We start from the raw sequence: 21,416 nt of genomic DNA on the forward strand, positions 1-21,416 counted from the left end.
TGCATATCACTTATTTTTATTATAAATTTTGTTAAATGTTTTTTCTATAAGTTCAGACAGGATTGGGGAAAAATCCTCCTTTGTATTGTATAAATAATATGATACACCATAGCTTCTGTAGAATTTATCAAGTTCCGGAATCCAGAATTGGGATATATACCTTAAATCAGACTTCATTGCAACCAGGAATATCTCAGAATCTGAAAACAGCTTTACAAAATCTCCGGCCATTTTTAGACTATTTGCATCTGTTATATCCACAGTTAACAAAATAAAAGTGGATTTTGATATAAATTTATCAGATTTTAATTCAAGTGGCGTTTCATAAAAAAGGAGGTCTATATCATATTCATCATCATTTATCCTGCCCTGCACCTTTTTTCTTATAAAACCTTTGGGTGCCACAGGTTTATCAGAGTTATAAACAGCTGCAGATATTAGTGAACTTTTACCCGAATTTTTTGCTCCTGTAACCGTGACCTTCCAAATTGCCTTTTGAACCATTGGCTTTTAATTAATAACCATTATAAAATATTTTTTTATTTTCTTATTCCCATAATAAAAATTTATATATCGTCTTAATATAATTAGCCATGAGTTTTGAATTTTCTGATAACTTAAGGAAGATGAAATCCTCTGAAATTAGGTCTCTATTGAAGTATGTGACCATGCCCGGTATGATATCGTTTGGTGGGGGTCTTCCAAATCCGGAAACTTTCCCCTCCGCAGAACTTAAGGAAATTATGGATGATGTTATAGAGAATTATGCATCCCAGGCTCTGCAGTACGGACAGACAGACGGATTACAGCTGTTAAAAAATGAGATAAGGAAATTTCTAGATAGGGATGAAAATATAAAAACAGATACAGATAACATAATGGTCACCACCGGTTCACAGCAATCACTTTATGCCCTGTCAAAAATATTTGCAAATCCTGGAGATTATGTTATTACAGAGGCACCAACATACGTTGGGATGATATCATCACTAAATGCCAATCTTGTTAACTCAGTATCTGTAAAAATGGACTCAAATGGTATGATTATTGAAGAACTTGAAAAACAGCTTGAATATCTAAAATCCATTGGAAAGAAACCAAAGTTCATATACACAATACCCACATTTCAAAACCCTGCAGGATATACAATGACTCTTGATAGGAGAAAACAGCTTTTGGAGATAGCATACGAAAATAATATACCGGTCATAGAGGATAATCCATATGGTGATTTAAGATATTCTGGAACAAAAATTCCCACATTAAAAAGCCTTGATGACCATGATATTGTTACATATCTTGGCACATTCTCAAAGGTGATGTCACCCGGATTAAGAACCGGTTATACAGTATCACAGCCTGAGGTCCTATCAAGATACAATATACTTAAGCAGGCCCTTGATCTGGCAAGTGATTCGTTATCCCAGTACATAGCATATGAGTATCTTAACAGGGGAATAATATATAAGCAGATACCAAAAACCATAGAACTCTATAAAAAGAAGAGGGATATAATGCTGGAATCACTTGATGAACATGTAAAGGACGCTGTCTGGTCAAAGCCTGATGGTGGAATGTTCCTATGGTTAAAACTTAACCATAATATAGATACATCAAAAATGCTTGAAAGGGCACTAAAAAATAAGGTTGCATATATTACAGGTTCTGCATTTTATCAAAACAATCCAGAAATTAACACCATGAGGCTTAATTTTACATATTCCTCTGATTCTGATATAGTGGAGGGTGTCAGGAGGCTTGCAAAAACTATAGAGGAGGAGGTTAAAAACTGATCTTTAAATTTTAAAATATTGGATGGAGTTAAATGTCACATGGAGATATTTTAATAATGTTTTTTTAATTTCCTTATATGTATACTTTGGTGGGTGGCACCTTTAACCATTTTCATAAGGGCCATGAATTAATGCTCAGAACAGCAATAGATACCGGATGCAGGGTGATTATAGGCCTGACCAGTGATGATTATGTCATTGGAAACAAGGAATTTATAATAAAATATCGAACAAGGCTAAAAAGGCTAAAAAAATTTATGGATAAATATACAGATAATTACGAAATTCATGAACTAAATGATAAATTTGGCGAGACATTAAAAATAAAAGAGGCAAATCTCATTGTTTCTCCGGAAACATATTCAACCGCGATTTATATTAATAATAAACGCAATGAAATGAATATGAGGCCATTAAACATAATTAAGGTGCCCTTTGTTCTGGCAGAGGATTTTTTTCCAATTAGCTCCACAAGAATTGAATATGGTGAAATAACAAGAACAGGCAAGAGGAAAAATCCAATTAAAATCTCAATATCCACAAATAATAGTTTAAAAACAATGGCGCTTAGGGATTTTTTAAATAAATTCATGAAAAATTTTGATGTTATTGAGAATCATGAGTATGAAACCGATACAGATCAGCCATACGGTGACGATACGCCAAGGCTCGCAAGGCTCCGTGCCATGAAGGGTTTAAGGGATAATGATTATTCCATTGGCATAGAATCTGGATTGTTTTATAATAAAATAAACAATGTTTATTATGATTTCCATTACTGTGCTGTAATAGACCGTTATAGCAGAATAACCACAGGCGTAAGCAGTGGATTTGAACTGCCTGAAGATATTGTTGATGTGGTAAGGTCAGGCCTGTCCGTATCCGATGCAATAAAGGAGATATATAATATACCTGATATCGGTAAAAGGGAGGGTATTATAGGTTTAATATCAAATTACAATATAAAAAGGTATGACCTTATAATGGAATCCATTAGAAATGCCTTTATAGTGAGATTCAGGCCGGACCTTTATAATATATTTGATTTTAGATGGATGAAATAAAAATACCAATTTACCAGAGATTAAAAAATCTCATTATATGTTTAAATATAAAAATTATAAAAACAAAAAGAATTTCATTTATTTTTATAAATAAACCTTTCAAAAACTTTTATAAATCGCTATGGAAAATAATATATTGTTAATATTCATATTTATCTATAATGAGAAATAATGGTAGCTCAATAATGCCGCTTCACTATGGCCACCCGCCTGAATACCTTTATAAAAGAATGGTTGAGCTTGGTGGCATAATATCAGATATTATGATAGAAAATTATAGCACAGATTTTTTCCTTGAAAAACTTGCCGATCCATTCTGGTTTCACTCACTTTCACTTGCCATAGGCTTTGACTGGAATTCGAGTGGTACAACCACTGCAACGCTGAGTGCACTTAAGGAATATCTAAATAAAAAGGATGAGGTTAAAATCCTGGGAGGGAAGGGCAGGCATCTAAACTCTATTAGAGAGGAATTTGATAAACTTGAACAGGATGGGAATATTAAATCAGGCATTTTATCTAAGATCCGTGAGGATTCAAGGATTATTGGAAAAATAGACAATAAGGTTCTTCAGGATGGATTTGATCTTTACATGCAGTTTATTATTCTGGATTATAATGGCAATTATGCTGTTATTAACCAGGGCATGAATCAAAAAATTGGTCTGGCCAGGCGCTATCACTGGATTAAAAATAATATCGATTTTTACAGCGATAAAAGGAATGGAATTGCCGGTTTTGAAAATTCAAACATACTTGATCTTTCAACGTCAAAAAGTGAGCAGAATAGGAAGGATATTATTTCATTGATTAAGGAGAATCCAGTTAACTATATGAGACAGAGAACACTTGATAATTACATGGAATCACGCCCCGTTCTTGATTTAAATTTTAAGATAAACTGGGAAAAAATGAAGATGCTTTATGAATACAATCCTGATAACTTTGGAGAACTAATAAACATAAAAGGGGTGGATAAATCCACCATTAGGGCTCTGTCATATCTTGCTGAACTTGTATATGGCGATAAACCCTCATTTACAGATCCTGTTAAGTTCTCATTCTGTCTGGGCGGTAAGGATGGAGTCCCAAAGCCTGTTAACATACATGATTATGATATTGCCATTGATTTTTATAAACAGATATTAAATGGAAATACATACTATAAAAACGTATCAAGAAATCTTGCAAAAATGAGCTTTGCTAGGTCAGGAAAAATATAATTCATGCACATAAATTTTTTAAAAATATAAATACGCTGCATTTTTTATTAATAAAAAGTTAAATTTCATTTTATTATATAGTTGCAATGAATGAACAAAAAATTATGGTTAACTGTGCATTACCCTATGCCAACGGGCCACTGCATCTCGGACATCTGGCAGGTGCATATCTTGGTGCGGATATATTTGTACGTTTCAGCAGGTTATCGGGTACAGAGGTAATGTTCATATCTGGCAGTGATGAATACGGCACTCCCATTACAATAACAGCCGAAAAAAATAATAAAAGACCACAGGAAATAGCAGATAAATATCATTCAGAACATATGGAAACATTCAGAAATGTTGATATTATCTTCGATAAATTTACAAGAACAACAGACGCTGAACATGTTAAGGACGTTGATGAATTTTTTATGAACCTTCTGGAGAAGGGATTTCTTGAAAAAAGATATATGGTATCACCATACTGCAGAAAATCAAATAGGTTTATGCCGGACAGGTATATAGAGGGAACATGCCCATACTGTGGTTATAAGGAGGCCAGGGGCGACCAGTGTGATAACTGTGGACGTACACTTGACCCAATAGAACTTATTGATCCTGTGTGCAAAATTGGTGGGGAAAGGCCAGAATTCAGGGAAACAGAGCATTATTTTTTAATGCTAAATAAACTTCAGGACTCACTTCTTGAATACCTTGGTACCAAGGATTTTTGGAAACCAAATGTGTTAAAATATACAAAGAATTTTGTAAGTGATGGTCTCAAGCCACGGGCAATTACAAGGGATCTTGACTGGGGTGTCCCAATACCAATAAATGGTTATGAACATAAAAAAATATATGTCTGGTTTGAGGCTCTAATAGGCTATATCACAGGTGCAAGGGAATATTCCACGGAAATTGGCAACCCTGAATACTGGAAATCATTCTGGCTTGATAAGAATATAAAATCATATTATTTTATTGGCAAGGATAACATACCATTTCATACAATTATCTGGCCTGCAATGCTAATAGCCCATGGAGATTATAATCTACCTTATAATGTTCCGGCAAATGAGTATCTCAGATTCCAGGGTGAACAGTTTTCTAAAAGCAGGGGCATAGGTTTTACTGTAAATGAAATTTTAAAGATAGCGGATAAAAACTCATTAAGATATTATATGGCATCAATACTCCCTGAAACAGGGGATTCTGATTTTTCCATGAGGGAATTTCAGGACAAGGTTAATTCGGAACTGGTGGACAAGTTTGGCAATTATATTTACAGGCTTATAAGTTTTATTGATAAAAATAAGTTAAGCATACATAAACCTGAAAAGTTATCCGGGGAAAATAAAAAAATCCTTGATATGTTTAAGGAAAAATTTGATCAGTATAGTCAGGAGGTATCTGAAATACATATAAAGAGGGGTCTTCAAATATGGCTTGAACTGGTTATATCCGCAAATCAGTATTTTAATAACGCGCAGCCATGGAAGATAATAAAAGAGAATAAGGAAGCATGCAATGATATACTTTATACTTCATTAAAAATTGCACAGTACCTCATATTAATGATTTATCCATATGTCCCAACGGGTGCCTCTGAGGTTTGGTCAATGATAAATAATACAGTGAAAATAGAGGGCAGTACATTTGAAAAATTACTTTCAATAGATGAATTTGCAATAAAAAAACAGAATCCACCATTTACAAAACTTGATTTTGGCGAGGTTATTAACAATTAATTTATAAAAATAATATATATTTATCATAATATTCGAAACATTTATGTAATATTATTTAATACAGTTTATGCTTTAAATGATTTTTATGATGTTGACAAAATTTGAAAAGGCGAGAATAATTGGTGCCAGGGCATTGCAAATTGCAATGGGTGCACCTGTGATTATAGATATTTCCCCTGACATCATTGATCCCATTGAAATTGCAATGTGTGAATTTAATAACAATGTTATACCAATTACCATAAAAAGAAAAGAATAAAAAATATTATTATTTATATATATTTTTGTCAAAATTAAAACTAAAAAATATTAAATCTGTGCATATTATATGCTATTATGTTTACAAGACGTGGCGATTCCGGGGAAACCGATACCGGCCTGAGAATAAGGGTTGGTAAGGATTCCCCCATGGTGGACCTCGAGGGAACCCTTGATGAATTAAACACATTTGTTGGTTTTGCCCTCATAAATTCAAAATGGGAAGACATAAAAAATGATCTAAAAAAAATTCAGAACGACATCTTTGTTATTGGTGAGGATATAACTGCAGAAAGCACCCACAGAACAATTAAGGATGAGGATGTAAGGTGGCTTGAGGAATCTGTGAAAAAATACCGTGAAGAAATTGGTAAAATACACCTTTTTATTGTTCCAGATGGTGATATTTCCGCAGTTTCACTTCATATGGCAAGGGCCGTTGCCAGAAGAACAGAAAGGCTTGCAGTATATGTATCCAAGAAAATGCAGGTAAATAAATATATTTTAATTTATTTAAACAGACTTTCATCACTTCTTTTTATGCATGCACTTGCATCGAACAAAAGGCTTGGCATTGAGGAGAGAATTTGGGATATTAAAAGAACCTCATAGAAATATTATATATAAATTATTTCTTAAATGTAGACCTTATGGCTTTTATAATAATTTGATGTCGTCTATATTTATTTTCTGGAATTCCCCAAAGTAGTCAGCCAGTGACGAAACTATTGCCTCTATGGCCTTATCTCTTGGTATATCAACATAGGACATAACGCTGTTATCAAGTCCACAGGGGTTTATTAGATTAAAGCCATTGACAGCCTCCTGCCCTATATTTAGGGCAATACCGTGATATGAAATATTATCTTTTACTGCGAGTCCAATTGAGGCAACCTTCTTTTTTCCCTTTTCAGTTTCTATCCATATACCGGGCTCCTCATCCAGCATGGCCGAATACCCAAAGGAACCCAGCATCTTAATGTATGCATTTTCAATATTTTCAAGGAATCTTCTAATTTCCCTCCTGCCATCAATATTTACATCGAAGATAAAATAATTTACTATCTGCCCCGGGCCATGATATGTAACATCGCCACCCCTGTCAGTTTTATATACATTAACATTTTCATAGTTTTTTGGGTCTGCCTTTCTTCCTATGGTGTATATGCTGTTATGCTCAACAAAAAGTGCGGTATTTGGTATTTTATCATTTTTTCTTAATTCCACAAGGTGGTACTGTAATCGAAGGCATTTCTCATAATCCATGCGTTTTAAATCAATATAATAATTAATCATTTTCGCATGCATCCTTAATGCCCTCAGATACCGTGGGATGGGGATGTACGGTCATAAACATATCATCCAGTGTTAAACCAGATTCAACGGCCAGCCCAATTTCAGCTATAATCTCTGAGGATCTTGGCGCTGCGATACCCGCACCACTTATTGTCCCATCATCATTGTAATATACCCTAAAGAAGCCATCCTGCTGGTTCATTGTCAGTGTTCTGGGATTTGCCATGGCAGGTATCTGCTTATATTTATCTGTTGTTTTACCTGTAAATGCTATTTCCGGGTCTGTATAAACCACCATTGGCATGGATTTATAATCCACCACTGTATCATTGCCAAGAATATTTTCAGATGCAACATAGGCATCATAAAATGCCTTATGTGCAAGCATGGGCATTCCTGAAACATCGCCTATGGCATAAACATTATCCACACTTGTTCTTTTATGCTGGTCCGTTTTTATAAACCGCCCATCCATTTCAAGATTGAGGTTTTCTAGGCCATATCCCTGTGTATTTGGCATTCTGCCAACGGCCATTAAAACGGTTTCCGCAATTATATCGCCGGAATTTTCTATTTTTACAGTATAATTCTTGTTCTTTTTCACACCAAGAACCCTGCTACTGGTTAAAATTTTTATTCCAAGATCTCTGAGCCTTTTATCAACTGCCCTAGAAAGATATTCATCAACCTCAGGAAGTATCCTATCCTTCATTTCAACAATATATACATCAGAACCAAGTTTCCTGAATGCCGTACCCATCTCAATGCCTATATAACCGCCACCAATAACAACAAGTGTTTCTGGTATATGGTCTATTGCGAGAATTTCACGGTTATAATAAACATCATCTATACCTTTTATTTTTACAGGTACAGAACCGGTATCAAGAATTAAATAATCTGCAGTATAATTTTTACCATCTACATTAACCGTATTTTTATTGACTATTTTTCCCTCCCCGTAAAGCACAGTGGCGCCGCTGGCCTTGCATGCACCCTCAGCACCGCCTGTAATTTTCTTTATCATTGAATCTTTCCATGCCTGCCAGTCCTTCATGTTGAGTTTATAATCAAGGGTCATGCCAGGCATATTTTTTAGGTAAAATATATTTTCAGAGAGTTCTATTAATGCCTTTGATGGTATGCACCCATAGTTTAGGCATTCACCACCGAATTTCTCTTTCTCAATAATAAGAACCTTTTTCTTTTTTTTGGCCAGATGCAGGGCAGCAAGATAACCACCTGCACCTGCACCAAGAATTATTACATCATAATCCATTTTTAATCACCAATAAATGCCATGGGGTGCTCAAGTATTTCCTTTACCCTCTGAAGATATCTGGCCGCCTCAGCACCGTCGATTAACCTGTGATCACATGCCAGGGTTAGATACAGACCTGTTTTCATTTCATTGTTGATTATTGCTGTTGTTCTGGAGTTTACTGCAAGTATGGCAACCTCCGGATAATTTATTACAGGTGTTGACATAATACCGCCTATTGCACCTATATTGGTTATTGAAAATGTGGAACCACGCACCTCATCCAGTGTAAGTGTATTATTTCTAGCCTTTTCAGCAAGGTCCTTAATTTCCTTTGAGATTGTAAACAAATCCTTTTTATCGGCATCCTTTATCACCACAACAGTTAAACCATACGGTGAGTCCACAGCAACACCTATATTGTATGCCTTTTTAATGGTATAATTTTTGTCATTCTCATTGTATATGGCATTTAATTTTGGAAAATCCTTAAATGCAATGGTGCATGCCTTAACAAAGAATGACGTAAAACTCAGATACTCCTTTTTTGCATAATATTCTATGGTTTTTTGTATTTCCTGGGTTTCCACAAAATCAGTTACAGTGAAATGTGGCATTATCTGTTTTGATTTTGTCATTTTATCAAAAATTACCTTTCTGATGCCACTTACATTGAAAATTTCATCACCTGCAGCAGGATTTTCCGGTTTTTTTACCTCTGTTTTCTGCGCAGTGGTATTTTTAAGGTATGCGTCAATATCGTCCTTTGTTATTCTGCCATCAGGACCGGTTGGTTTTACCTTTAATATATCAACATTTTTTGACCTGGCATAGGCCCTTACAGATGGTGTGGCCTTCACAGACGGTATGTTCTCATTATTAACAGAGTATACCTGTTCAGTTTTTGGCTGTTCCTCCACCGGTTTATTCTCCGTGGTTACCTCATTTGATTCATCCGGTGAATCTATCTGGACTATCGGATCACCGATATTTACTGTTTTGCCCTCTGGAACCAGAATTTTTGAAATCTTTCCTGATACCGGGGCAGGTATTCTCACAGTAATCTTATCAGTCATAACCTCAACAATGTCCTGATCCTTTTTTATGGTATCTCCTTCCTTAACATCCCATTTTACTATTTCTCCTTCCTGTATCCCCTCGCCGATTGGTGGTAATTTTAATGTATACATAACATCACCTGTATTGCAAAACTTTATTTATTGCTTTCATTATTTTTTGCTCATTTGGCACATAATAATCCTCAAGCGCGAATGGCACAGGTATATCAAGGCTTGAAACTCTTAATATTGGTGCTGCAAGATAATCAATTGCCCTTTCCGCTATGGTTGCAGAAATTTCAGCACTTACGCCAAATAACCTTGGGGATTCTGTAACTATAACCGCCCTTGAGGTTTTTTTCACACTATTTAAAATGGCATCAACATCAAAGGGGTTTATTGTTCTTAAATCAATAACATCCGCATTTACATTGTTCTTGTTTACAGTATCCATGACAAGCGGAACTGTTGGTCCATATGTTATAATTGTAAGGTCATCACCCTCCTTTAAAATATTGGCCTTTCTTAGGTCAACTGTATAGTAATCGTCCGGGACATCCCCCTTTGTTGCATAATAAAGCCTTTTAGGCTCCAAAAATATAACCGGATCATTAAGCTCTATCGATGATAATAATAAACCCTTGGCATCATATGGATTTGATGGTGTTACAACAGTTAAACCCTGCGTGTGGGCAAAGTATGCCTCTCCAGCCTGTGAATGGTAGGGCCCGCCGTGAACACCCCCAGCGTAGGGTGTTCTAAGAACCATTGGAAGTGTGTAATCTCCATTGGTTCTGTACCTTAGCTTTGCCATCTGGTTTATTATCTGATCCATTGCTGTGTATATAAAATCCTGAAACTGTATTTCAGGTATTGCCTTTAGGCCGGCCATGGACATTCCAATTCCAAACCCAACTATTCCTAGTTCTGCAAGTGGTGTATCCAGAACCCTTTCCTTTCCATATTTTGCCAGAAGCCCATCAGTTACCCTGAAGACACCGCCATCTACGCCAACATCCTCTCCCATTAAAATTATTGAATCATCCCTTTCCATTGCATTGTCAAGCGCACTGTTAAGTGCCTTTACCATTGTCATTGTGGTCATTCTATATCACCCCTTTCCTCAGTTATATACCATGGGTCTGTTTCATATAAATTATCCAGTATTGTTTTTTTATCAGGTTTTGGTGCTTTTTCATATTTGTCTACAAGTTTGCTTGTCAAATCATCAATTTCATTGTTTATATCCTGAATTTTCTTCTCCGTGAGAATACCCATGTCCTTCAATATTTTCTGGTTTACAATAAGGGGATCCTTATCACTCCCCTCTGGAACCTCGTCCTTTCTGTATTTATTCGGATCATCAGCAGTGGAGTGCGGCCCCATTCTGTATGTCATTGCCTCTATCAGCACTGGCCCATTGGACGCATTTTCAAGCGCCTTTCTTGTTTGCTTATAAACCTCCAAAAAGCTTGTGCCGTCAATTCTTATGCCCTCAAAACCATAGGCCTCCGCCTTTTTATATATTGGGCCTCTTGTCTCCTCGTATGCATCTGACTGCCCCTCCTCATTTGGATATGTTGGCACAGATATTGCAAATCCATTATTTTCACACAAAAATACCATAGGAAGGTCATAAACACCTGCAAAGTTCATTGCAACATGGAAATCTGGTGTTGATGTTGCCCCATCTCCAAAGGTTGTCAATACCGCTCCATCAGACTTTCTATATTTCTTTGCATATGCAATTCCGGCAGCCGACATGAGGTGTCCAGCCACGGGTGTTATTACAGCCCCTATATTGTATTTTTTAAATGAGACATGATCCGGCATATCCCTGCCAAGCTCATTATCTGATGCATTGGAAAAAACCTGGGACATTATCATATCCATGGGAATTCCAAGCTGGACCAGTGCACCAAAATCCCTGTAGTATGGATAAAAATAATCAACATTCCTCAATGCAAGGCCAATACCAATATGTATGGCCTCATGCCCCATCAGTGGTATGTAAAACGGCAAAAACCCCTGCCTGCTTGCATTTAGCATCTTTTTATCCAGCATTCTTTCCATTACAAGATTCCTGTAAGCCTCCAACACCTTTTCATTACTAATATCTGCCTCTTCAATCATAATTTCCACCTCCATTCAGCATTCCCTTTACGTACGCCTCCGCTGCCCTGTAGGATGTTCTTACCAACGGGCCTGAGGCAACGTAATCAAAACCCATTTTATATCCACTTTCCTCGAAATATTTAAATCTCTCAATTGGGGAATATTCCACTACCTCGAGCTGTTTTTTTGTTGGCCTTAGATACTGCCCCACAGTTAAAATGTTAACGCCCGCATTCCTAAGATCCTTCATGGCCTCAATGACCTCCTCATCAGTCTCTCCAAGTCCAATCATTATTGATGACTTTGTAATCATCTTTTTATTAACGGATTTAACATATTTAAGAACGTTTAGGCTCTGATCGTACCCGGCCCTTGGGTCCCTTACGTGTGGCGTAAGCCTGCGTACTGTCTCTATATTATGTGCAATGACGTCAGGGGCGGCATTTATTATTTTATCAATAAACTCATGGATTCCGCTAAAATCTGGTATTAAAACCTCTATTTTAACATTAGCTGTTTTAAGTTTAGATATTACATTGGCAAAAGCCTGTGACCCCTTATCTGGAAGGTCATCACGGTCAACAGAGGTAATGACAACAAAATCCAGCCTCATTAATTTTACAGCCTCATAAACCTTCTGTGGTTCATCTGGATCAATTGGTAGCATTTTTCCGTGGGTAACCGCACAGAATCTACACCCACGCGAGCAGTTAGACCCAAGAATCATAAAAGTTGCTGTACCACTCTCCCAGCATTCCCCCATATTTGGACAGTGTGCCTCCTCACATACTGTATACAGTGTACGTGATTTTAATGTATTTTTTATAAATGAATATCTCTCGCCAGAAGGCAGTTTCACACTGTACGGTACCTTAATCATTATATGATTAATCGCAGAAATCTATTTAAACTATACGTAAAAAACAAAGAAAATTATTCGTCGATGGACGTTAATTTTCTGAATACATTTATTGCATCCCTGTTCTGGGCAGGGTCATGAACCCTAAGTATATCAACCCCATTCTCACTCAAATAAATTGATGTTCCTATTGTTCCACCCAGTCTATCATTAACATCAGATCCGGTTAATGTGCCTATGAATCTTTTTCTTGATGTGCCAAACAGTGTGTCAAAGCCAAGAAAGAAAGACCATGGAGACCTTAATATGGTAATATTTCCATTGGTATCCTTGGAAAAACCTATGCCAGGGTCTACTATTATATTCTCTGGTTTTATGCCAAATTTTAACATTTTATTTATCCTGGAATAAAAAAAATTATTTATCTCAAATATAATGTCATCGTATTCAGTAAAGTTCTGCATTGTCTGTGGTGTGCCTATCATATGCATTACAATAGCCCTAACATTATAATCGCATGCAATTTTTATCATTCTTTCATCAGAGAAACCTGATATATCATTTATATAATCTATATCCATGCTAATAACAGCCTTTATTGTATCATAATTTCTTGAATCAATTGATACAGGTATGTTTGATACAGATTTTATGTAATCAATAACAGGTCTTATTCTTTCAGTCTCAATATCTGGTGGCACAGGAAGACTGCCCGGCCTTGTACTTTCACCCCCTATATCAATTATATCAGGTTTTTCATCAAGCATTGAATCTATTCTGCTCTTATCCAGAATCCTTGAACCGGCATAAAAAGAATCCGGGGTTGCATTTAAAATCCCCATAATCACTGTTTTTTTATTATCAATCTTATTTACCATATTTTCAGAAATTTTATCCTCATAGCCAGAAAATATCTTATTTTCTTCCAGAAAGTCCTTTATAAAAGATCTGTCCATTTTTGCATATAATTTATTAAATCTTTTTCCATTGATAACAGTATTTCCAGCGGAATCCTCTGTAAAAATTTCAACACTTCTTTTATTATTCCTTGACGGAAATAAAATATTCATAATGCATTATGCTAAAAAACCTTAAAAATTTTAAGTTTGATTCATGTATCTGTTTTCTCCAGATGATTCACGCAATGTTTTACCCTTTGTTTCTGGCAAAAGAAAAACTGTCATGGCACAGCCCAAAATTGCAAGGACTGAGAGTATCCACATTAAGAAGCTTAAATTTGTAAACGCAAGTATTAATGTATCTGCAAATGTTCCTATGAAGGCGCCTGTTTTACCACCTGCTGCAGAAATGCCAGTACCGAAACCCCTTGTTGATATTGGAAAAACCTCTGGTGGGTAGACAAACGTTGTTACATTTGGCCCAAACATAATAAAAAAGTAGCTAATGCCATAAATCATTAAAAAATAATAAACATAGGCTGCGCTTATTATCCCTGGAAACAATGCTATGATACCAAATGAAATTGCCATCATTAAAAATCCTGTAATCTGTATTTTTTTTCTGCCAATTTTATCGAGTGTAAAAACAGCCACCCAGTATCCAGGAAAGGCTGCTATCCCGAATATTAACGCTGAATATTTATTTGTTAGTATAATTGCATTAATTCCGTTTAAACCGCTTGGAACAAGGAATGATAAAATGCTATTTGACATAATTGAGTTTCCATAAAATGCCCAGTCCATTAAAAACCATGTCCCTGCAGTGCCTATTAATGTTATAAGAAATTTTTTATCCTTAAATAAATCATACCATTTTGCATTTACCTTTTCTGCTCTTTTAGATTGGGCATCTATTCCCGTGTAGCTCCTTAAATTTTTTTCTGCAGTTTTAATATCGCCACGAACGTCTGCAGTATACCTTGGGGGCTCAGGCATGGTTCTTCTGAAATATATGACAAGCATGGCAGGTATACCCCCGATGGCCAGCAGTAGCCTCCATGTTAATGATGGGCTTAAACCACTTGTTAAAAACAATATTGAAATTAATGGTCCTGCAAGAAGCCCAAAGCTTTGCATTGAAAATATTGTGCCAACAAATTTGCCCCTGTTTAATGTATTTGAGTATTCTGTCATTATTGTTGAACTGGTTGCATAGTCTCCACCTATGCCCACACCAAGGAGAAATCTCCATAATATAAATACCAGAATGTTGTTGGTTGGTGTTAAAAATGCACTTCCAAGCGCACCAGCTATTAGCATTACCAGCTCAAGCCCATATATCTCCTTTCTACCTAAATAGTCTAGTAGCCTTCCAAATGTAACTGACCCTATAATGGCGGATAATAAAGCGGTGGATGTTATTAATCCCTTATAAAAAATTGATATATTATTCCATCCAGCAAGTGGTAGTATAAGTATAACAACACCAATTATGAAAAGGTCATATGCATCTGTAAAGAATCCAAGACCTGACACAAATAAAACCTTATAATGAAACTTTGAGGATTTTGCATTATCCAAGGCCTCGTCCACAGTAGTCATCTTTGCCACTATTTTCTCTATTTTCCTATTTATTATAAATATAACCTATATATTCTATATAAGATATATAGACAAAATTACATGAATTATAATAAAATTTAAATATAATTTAAGCCATATTTTAATTAATTGAATAACCTTATTATTTAAAATGTAATATGGTATGTTATCAAGGTGATTGAAATGGCGATAAGCGATGTGGAAATAGAAAAGGTAAGGTCCAGAAACTATGTGAAGATAGATGAGCTTGCAAGGGCAATAAGCAACGGTTTAAGCTTGCAGCAGAGAAAGATGGGGTCAGAGGAGGCGCAGTCATCAGCGGAACATATTATTAACTTCTTTGGGTACGGCACCCGGGTTATTGATAATATGCTTGAGCCGGAGGATCGTGATGTCTTCTATACTATGGAGGATCTTGGAATTCTTGAAACAGAAAGAGAAGAAACAACACTTTTTGATGGAAGGGAATGGCGCATTCATTACTGGATTTTGAATGTTAATCGCGTTATAGAACTCTCAGAAATGAATATACAGACAAATAGTGATGATTCAACATTCGATATCTACAATGAAATTCCAGATGAATACTGGAAGGCAAATTAAAATATTAATAATTATTAGGTTAAAAATATGCACATAGCCATTCTAGATAAGGATAAATGCCATCCGAAAAGATGCAATCACGAATGCCAGTATTACTGCCCACCTGTGAGGAATGGAACAAAAACTATAGAATTTCCCGATGCAAATGCACAGCCTGTTATTACAGAATCGCTTTGTATTGGCTGTGGCATATGCGTTAGGAGATGCCCATTTAATGCTATTAAGATAGTCAGCATACCAGATGAGCTAAATAAAAATATAGTTCATCAGTACGGTCTGGATTCCTTCAGGCTCTATTCACTGCCATCCCTATCGGCTGGCAGGGTAACAGCACTTCTTGGCCAGAATGCACTTGGCAAGACCACAACCATGAATATTTTATCAGGAATATTGATACCAAACTTTGGTAATTACAATGTTAAGGATAACCGTGATGAGGTTATATCAAGATTCTCCAAAAGTGTGATGGGGCAGTATTTTAAGGATCTGTACAATGGAAATAAAAAGGCAGTGCTGAAAAATCAGTATGTGGATTTAATTCCTAGGGTTGTTTCCGGTACAGTAATAGATATATTAAAAAATAATGATAATGGAAATCTTGATTTTGTTGTATCGGAATTATCAATGGAATCATCACTGCACAGGGATATCAGGGATTTATCAGGTGGTGAACTCCAGAAACTTGCCATAGCAATGGCATTGATGAAGGATGCAGACATATACCTGTTTGACGAACCCTCATCCTATCTGGATATTAATGAAAGAATAAGGATATCTGAAATTATTAGAAAACTGGCTGAAACCAAAATAGTAATGGTTGTGGAACATGATCTTGCACTTCTGGATAAAATTGCAGATCAGATTAATCTGGTATATGGTAGTCCCGGTGCATACGGTGTAATTACAAAAGAAAAATCAACAAATAAGGCAATAAACGCGTTTTTATCAGGTTATTTAAGGGAGGAAAATGTAAGAATAAGACCAACATCAATAGATTTTAATGTAAAATCAAGTAAAAGAACAACAGTTACAACCAAAATAACTTCCTGGACCAACCTTGAAAAAAAATTTGAAAACTTTGAGCTTCATGTTGGGTCAGGATACATAAATAAGGAGGAGATTATCGGTGTACTGGGCCAGAATGCACTTGGCAAGACCACATTTATAAAAATGCTTTCAGGAACAATAAAGCCAGATTCCGGCCAGGTTGAGAACCAGTTAAGGGTGGCATACAAACCACAGTACATATCACCGGATTTTGACGGTACTGTTTATGAACTCTTTTCAACAACCATGAAGGAAAAAATGGAAGACCAGTTCATAAAAAATGAGATAATTGGTCCGCTAGATGTTGAGGAACTATATGATAAAAATGTTAATGATCTCTCTGGAGGTGAATTGCAGAGAACATCGGTTGCACTTACATTATCAACAGATGCTGATATATATCTTATAGACGAACCATCTGCCCATCTGGACTCAGCCTACAGGATGAATGTGGCAAAAATAATAAGGAGGGTTATGGAAAATAATAAAAAAAGTGCAATAGTTGTTGATCATGATATATATTTAATAGACCTAATTTCAGATGCCCTGATTGTTTTCACAGGGCAGCAGGGAATTAAAGGTTGCAGTAAGGGTCCCATGGATATGAGGACAGGCATGAATGAGTTTTTAAAAGGCCTCGGAATAACATTTAGAAGGGATGAGCTTACAAAGCGTCCAAGAATCAATAAACTGAACAGTGCACTTGATAGAGAACAGAAATTAAAGGGGGAATATTATTATTCCCAATAAAATATTATTAAAAATTATTATTCCTGTTTTGAATTTAACAGTATTCTGACATCCACAGCGTAGGCGCCATTCTGATTTACTATCACCGGATTTATATCCATCTCGCTAACATCAAGATCAACTATTAACCTTGATATATTTGTTATTGCCCTGATTAAGGAAAGTCTATCATAGTTTCTTTTTCTGGCAGAAAGCATTTTTGTAACCTTGCTTTCATCCATCATATACATTGCCTCATTTTCTGATACAGGTGCAAGGCCGTAGCTTAAATCCTTTAAAACCTCCATGTATATGCCGCCAACACCTGACACCACAGTGTAACCAAAAACAGGGTCCTTAATGCCCCCTATGAATATCTCTGCCCCGGATATCTGTTCCTGAAGCAATACTCTTTTATAGTTAAGCTGTTTAAAAGCCTCATGAAGATTTTCCTTCTGTACATTCATTATAACGCCGTTAACATCTGTTTTATGCACCGGCTCATCAGGTGATATCTTCATGACAAGTGGATACCCAACATAATCTGCAGCCGTATCAAGATCTGACTCATTTTCAACAGTTTTCCATTTTGGTGTTTTAATTCCATAAATTTCCATAAGTTTCATTGCCTCAAAATCTCTAAGATAGTTCTTGCCTGCAACAAGCTTTTTTGCCTCCTCTGGTGGTTCGCTTATCCTAATTTTTTTATCCGGTGTCCACCTTGAGGTCATGTACTTGATTGCCTTTATGGCATCCTCAGGGAATTTAAAGGACGGAATAGATGCAGAATCCAGGAGTTTTGATGCAGAATCCTCATCCATGCCCATTACAACTCCTATTACACCAGTACCCTTGTATTTAATTACAGCCCTGGCAACATCTGTACATGTTACCATTGGGAGTGACTGAACTATTACAACCTTTGTGCAATCCAGGTCCTTAACAGTTTCCAGTGCATCACTGTACCTTTTATAATCAGCGTCCCCAGAAAGGTCAATGGGATTCCTTGGCACACTCTGCTTTGGCAGTATTTTTAATAATGATTTCTTGATCCTATCAGGCAGCTGAATTTCATTCATTTCCTGGATATCTATGGCATCTGTTGTTAAAACACCATGGCCACCAGAATTTGTTATTATTAATATATCACTGGATACATTTTCACTTGAGTTTACAAGTCTGGCTATATTCAGCATATCCTCAAGGCTGTCAACAAATATACCACCACAGGTTCTTACCGCCGCCTTAAATATATCTATTGATCCAGCAACGCTTCCGGTATGTGTTTTTATGGCTGCGGAACCTGATTTTGAAACACCACCCTTTAAAAATATCATTGGTTTCTTTTTAACAATTTCCGGAACAACGTTTAAAAATTTGTCACCGTCTGAAACACCTTCTATATATGAGAATATTGCCCTGGTTTCAACATCGTTTGACAGGTATTCATAAACATCCGATTCAGTAATATCAGATTGATTTCCAAGGCTTACAAAGTAGCTTATGCCGGTTTTTGTCTTCTGTGCCCATTCCAGCATGTAAACACCAAGACCACCACTCTGGGCCACAAGTGCAGAATTTCCCCTTATTGTATCCTCAAATGCAAATGTTGCGTTGAAATTTGGTGTAATGAGCCCTATTGTATTTGGCCCAAGAATGCTTAAATTACCATTTCTGGCTATGTCTATTATCTGTTTTTCAAGATCGGCACCATGCTCATCAGTTTCTTTAAACCCTGATGTGATAATAATTGCAGCTCCTGCCTTGATGTCAACAGCATCCTGAATTACAGAGGGTACAGCATCTCTTGGAACGGCAACAACCACAAGATCAACATTTTCCTTAATGTCCTTTAATGATTTATATGACTGGTAATTTTCTATTACACTACCATTTGTGTTAACAGCAAAAATTTTTCCATTAAATGTGGAAATAATATTCCTAAAAATTATATTGCCAACCTTGTTTTTATCATTTGATGCCCCAACCACTGCAATGCTTTCTGGCCTGAATAATGATTCAATCATGATATAATAATATGATAAATCAATTTAAAGCTTTTTTATTATTGATAACTTTCAAGCATAAATGTTTCTATATGGAAAATGTTTACCAATAAATATTTATTTACAAAATATTTATATAATCAAAATAAATTATGATTTTATGGTTCAGGAAAAATGGGTGGCATTGTCAAATACAACAATAGGTGTTTTAATGGCCACAATTAATGCCAGCATACTTATTATAGCCCTACCACCAATTTTTAGGGGCATTGATTTAAATCCATTTCAATCAGGTGCTTTTGCCTACCTGCTCTGGATACTTATGGGATATATGATAGTAACTGCTGTTCTTCTGGTTACCATAGGCCGTCTTTCTGATATTTTTGGCCGTGTAAGATTATTTAATCTTGGTTTTGCAATATTCACACTTGGTTCAGTGCTGCTATATTTTACCCCAGGTAAGGGTGATACTGGTGCTCTTGAATTAATTATATTTAGAATAGTTCAGGCAGTTGGTGGATCATTTTTAATGGCAAACAGCTATGCAATTATCACTGATAATTTTCCCAAGGAAGAACGTGGTACTGCGCTGGGTATAAATGCCATAGCAGGAACAGCAGGAATGAGTATAGGTATAGTTGCTGGCGGTATTTTATCTGCAATTAACTGGAGATATGTATTTCTTGTTAGTGTTCCCGTTGGCCTCCTTGGCACGGTATGGTCATATCTAAAACTGAAGGAAACATCACCTAAACTTAAGCAGAAGCTTGACATTCCGGGAAATCTACTTTTTGGTGCAGGTCTTATAATACTTTTAATAGGCATTACATACGGTCTGGTTCCATATAAGAGCAGTGCAACAGGCTGGGCAGACCCATGGGTTATTACAGCCATAATTATTGGAATAATACTTTTAATAGCATTCCCGTTTGTTGAAAGAAAGGTCAAGCAGCCAATGTTCCGCCTTGAATTATTTAAAATCAGGGCATTTTCAGCAGGCAGTTTTTCAGGTATGATCTCAGGCATGGGTATGATGGGCTTAATGTTTATGATAATAATATTATTCCAGGGAATATGGCTTCCAGACCACGGTTATTCATATGCCAGTGCTCCTTTCTGGGCCGGAATATTCATGCTCCCAATGACGGTTGCCATGGGTATATTTGGACCGCTTTCAGGAAAATTATCAGACAAACACGGATCAAAGGGCATAGCAACCCTTGGTCTTTTGATATCAGCATTTGCATTAATCCTTCTTTCATTACTGCCATATAATTTCATATATATAGAAATGGGAATATTATTGTTTATATTCGGTGCAGGCATGGGCATGTTTACCGCCCCAAATACATCAGCGGTCATGTCATCAGTACCGCCTGAAAGCAGGGGTTCAGCATCTGGCATGCTCACAACATTAAGAAATGTTGGGACAACCGCCAGTATGGGCATTTTCTTTACAATATTGATTTTAAGCCTTTCATCAAAACTTCCAGGTGCATTATCTTCAGCGGTTACTAATGCTGGAGCACCACAGCTTGCCTCAGTATTTTCCAAACTGCCACCAACAGATGCAATTTTTGGTGCACTTCTTGGCATTAATCCTATAAAGGCCATATTAAGCATACTACCATCCAGTGTAGTTACATCAATAAGTCCGACAGCATTAAGTACAATAACCCAGCGCACATGGTTCCCCACCATATTTGCCCCAACATTCATGTCCTCCTTACATGTGGTATTCTATGTTGCCTTTGTAATAACACTTGTGGGTGCACTATTATCATTTATCAGGGATTCATTAACCAAAAAGTCAGGTTCCTCTAAAAGAATATCAAATGAGGAGCAGGCTGTTAAATTAAAAAGGTGAGTA

Annotated in this window: 19 protein-coding genes; 9 read left to right on the top strand and 10 right to left on the bottom strand. The window is 36.3% G+C overall.

The genetic code is table 11. The features are described from left to right. Window positions 1-6 precede the first annotated feature (6 nt). Window positions 7-504 carry a GTPase domain-containing protein gene (locus QXW15_RS03315; RefSeq protein ID WP_048101981.1) on the bottom strand — a complete coding sequence of 166 codons (498 nt, stop codon included), beginning with the start codon at window positions 502-504 and terminating at the stop codon, window positions 7-9. A gap of 89 nt (window positions 505-593) precedes the next feature. Between QXW15_RS03315 and QXW15_RS03320 the strand changes: the two genes are divergently transcribed. The 6 genes from QXW15_RS03320 to QXW15_RS03345 all read left to right on the top strand — a co-directional run bounded on the left by QXW15_RS03320 (window position 594) and on the right by QXW15_RS03345 (window position 6,683). Beyond that, window positions 594-1,793 carry a PLP-dependent aminotransferase family protein gene (locus QXW15_RS03320; protein WP_048101980.1) on the top strand — a complete coding sequence of 400 codons (1,200 nt, stop codon included), beginning with the start codon at window positions 594-596 and terminating at the stop codon, window positions 1,791-1,793. A gap of 77 nt (window positions 1,794-1,870) precedes the next feature. Next, window positions 1,871-2,857, top strand: coding sequence for a pantetheine-phosphate adenylyltransferase (locus QXW15_RS03325; protein WP_048101979.1), 987 nt, complete (start codon window positions 1,871-1,873; stop codon window positions 2,855-2,857). A 161-nt stretch (window positions 2,858-3,018) separates the two neighbouring features. Then, complete coding sequence (locus QXW15_RS03330) at window positions 3,019-4,080, top strand: DUF763 domain-containing protein (RefSeq protein WP_048101978.1); 1,062 nt, start codon at window positions 3,019-3,021, stop codon at window positions 4,078-4,080. Between the two features lie 86 nt (window positions 4,081-4,166). Next, the gene (metG, locus tag QXW15_RS03335; protein ID WP_048101977.1) at window positions 4,167-5,813 is read left to right on the top strand and encodes a methionine--tRNA ligase; all 1,647 of its coding nucleotides are present in this window, start codon (window positions 4,167-4,169) and stop codon (window positions 5,811-5,813) included. 85 nt (window positions 5,814-5,898) lie between these two features. Continuing rightward, window positions 5,899-6,072: a DNA-directed RNA polymerase subunit K gene (locus tag QXW15_RS03340; RefSeq protein ID WP_048101976.1), complete on the top strand. Its 174-nt coding sequence runs from the start codon at window positions 5,899-5,901 to the stop codon at window positions 6,070-6,072. 77 nt (window positions 6,073-6,149) lie between these two features. Beyond that, window positions 6,150-6,683 carry a cob(I)yrinic acid a,c-diamide adenosyltransferase gene (locus QXW15_RS03345; RefSeq protein WP_048101975.1) on the top strand — a complete coding sequence of 178 codons (534 nt, stop codon included), beginning with the start codon at window positions 6,150-6,152 and terminating at the stop codon, window positions 6,681-6,683. Between the two features lie 45 nt (window positions 6,684-6,728). On the opposite strand, the gene lipB is transcribed toward QXW15_RS03345, so the two are convergent. Genes lipB through QXW15_RS03385 form a run of 8 tightly spaced genes read right to left on the bottom strand, consistent with a single transcriptional unit; the run spans window position 6,729 to window position 15,161 of the window. Then, window positions 6,729-7,367: a lipoyl(octanoyl) transferase LipB gene (gene lipB / locus QXW15_RS03350; RefSeq protein WP_236688965.1), complete on the bottom strand. Its 639-nt coding sequence runs from the start codon at window positions 7,365-7,367 to the stop codon at window positions 6,729-6,731. Continuing rightward, window positions 7,360-8,646: a dihydrolipoyl dehydrogenase gene (lpdA, locus tag QXW15_RS03355; protein WP_048101973.1), complete on the bottom strand. Its 1,287-nt coding sequence runs from the start codon at window positions 8,644-8,646 to the stop codon at window positions 7,360-7,362. The genes lipB and lpdA overlap by 8 nt, the downstream gene beginning before the upstream one ends. Before the next feature lie 2 nt (window positions 8,647-8,648). Further along, on the bottom strand, window positions 8,649-9,818 hold the full coding sequence (locus QXW15_RS03360; RefSeq protein ID WP_048101972.1) for a dihydrolipoamide acetyltransferase family protein: 1,170 nt from the start codon (window positions 9,816-9,818) through the stop codon (window positions 8,649-8,651). A gap of 4 nt (window positions 9,819-9,822) precedes the next feature. Further along, on the bottom strand, window positions 9,823-10,791 hold the full coding sequence (locus QXW15_RS03365; RefSeq protein WP_052656812.1) for an alpha-ketoacid dehydrogenase subunit beta: 969 nt from the start codon (window positions 10,789-10,791) through the stop codon (window positions 9,823-9,825). After that, window positions 10,788-11,819, bottom strand: coding sequence for a thiamine pyrophosphate-dependent enzyme (locus QXW15_RS03370; protein ID WP_342789952.1), 1,032 nt, complete (start codon window positions 11,817-11,819; stop codon window positions 10,788-10,790). Before QXW15_RS03370 ends, QXW15_RS03365 begins: the two co-directional genes overlap by 4 nt. Further along, a complete protein-coding gene (gene lipA / locus QXW15_RS03375; RefSeq protein WP_054964168.1) occupies window positions 11,812-12,681 on the bottom strand; it encodes a lipoyl synthase in 870 nt (289 codons plus the stop codon). Before lipA ends, QXW15_RS03370 begins: the two co-directional genes overlap by 8 nt. Window positions 12,682-12,734: 53 nt before the next feature. Then, window positions 12,735-13,730, bottom strand: a complete 996-nt coding sequence (gene folP, locus QXW15_RS03380) for a dihydropteroate synthase (RefSeq protein WP_048101971.1) — start codon at window positions 13,728-13,730, stop codon at window positions 12,735-12,737. 30 nt (window positions 13,731-13,760) lie between these two features. After that, window positions 13,761-15,161 (bottom strand): MFS transporter, encoded by a 1,401-nt coding sequence (locus QXW15_RS03385; RefSeq protein WP_048101970.1) that lies wholly within the window; start codon window positions 15,159-15,161, stop codon window positions 13,761-13,763. A gap of 183 nt (window positions 15,162-15,344) precedes the next feature. On the opposite strand from QXW15_RS03385, the gene QXW15_RS03390 reads away from it, so the two are divergent. Together QXW15_RS03390 and QXW15_RS03395 are read left to right on the top strand one after the other, a co-directional pair. After that, entirely contained in the window at window positions 15,345-15,764 is a 420-nt protein-coding gene (locus tag QXW15_RS03390; RefSeq protein WP_156150332.1) for a DUF6015 family protein, read from the top strand. A gap of 27 nt (window positions 15,765-15,791) precedes the next feature. Next, the gene (locus QXW15_RS03395; RefSeq protein WP_048101969.1) at window positions 15,792-17,561 is read left to right on the top strand and encodes a ribosome biogenesis/translation initiation ATPase RLI; all 1,770 of its coding nucleotides are present in this window, start codon (window positions 15,792-15,794) and stop codon (window positions 17,559-17,561) included. 17 nt (window positions 17,562-17,578) lie between these two features. Here the strand turns inward: QXW15_RS03395 and QXW15_RS03400 are convergent, their stop codons facing one another. Further along, window positions 17,579-19,567, bottom strand: coding sequence for an acetate--CoA ligase family protein (locus QXW15_RS03400; protein ID WP_342789954.1), 1,989 nt, complete (start codon window positions 19,565-19,567; stop codon window positions 17,579-17,581). 139 nt (window positions 19,568-19,706) lie between these two features. Here QXW15_RS03400 and QXW15_RS03405 point away from each other — a divergent pair, with 139 nt between their 5' ends. Beyond that, window positions 19,707-21,413 carry an MFS transporter gene (locus tag QXW15_RS03405; protein ID WP_342789956.1) on the top strand — a complete coding sequence of 569 codons (1,707 nt, stop codon included), beginning with the start codon at window positions 19,707-19,709 and terminating at the stop codon, window positions 21,411-21,413. Window positions 21,414-21,416 lie beyond the last annotated feature (3 nt).

The sequence above is a fragment of the Acidiplasma sp. genome (genome assembly GCF_038728925.1).
Lineage (GTDB): Archaea > Thermoplasmatota > Thermoplasmata > Thermoplasmatales > Thermoplasmataceae > Acidiplasma > Acidiplasma aeolicum.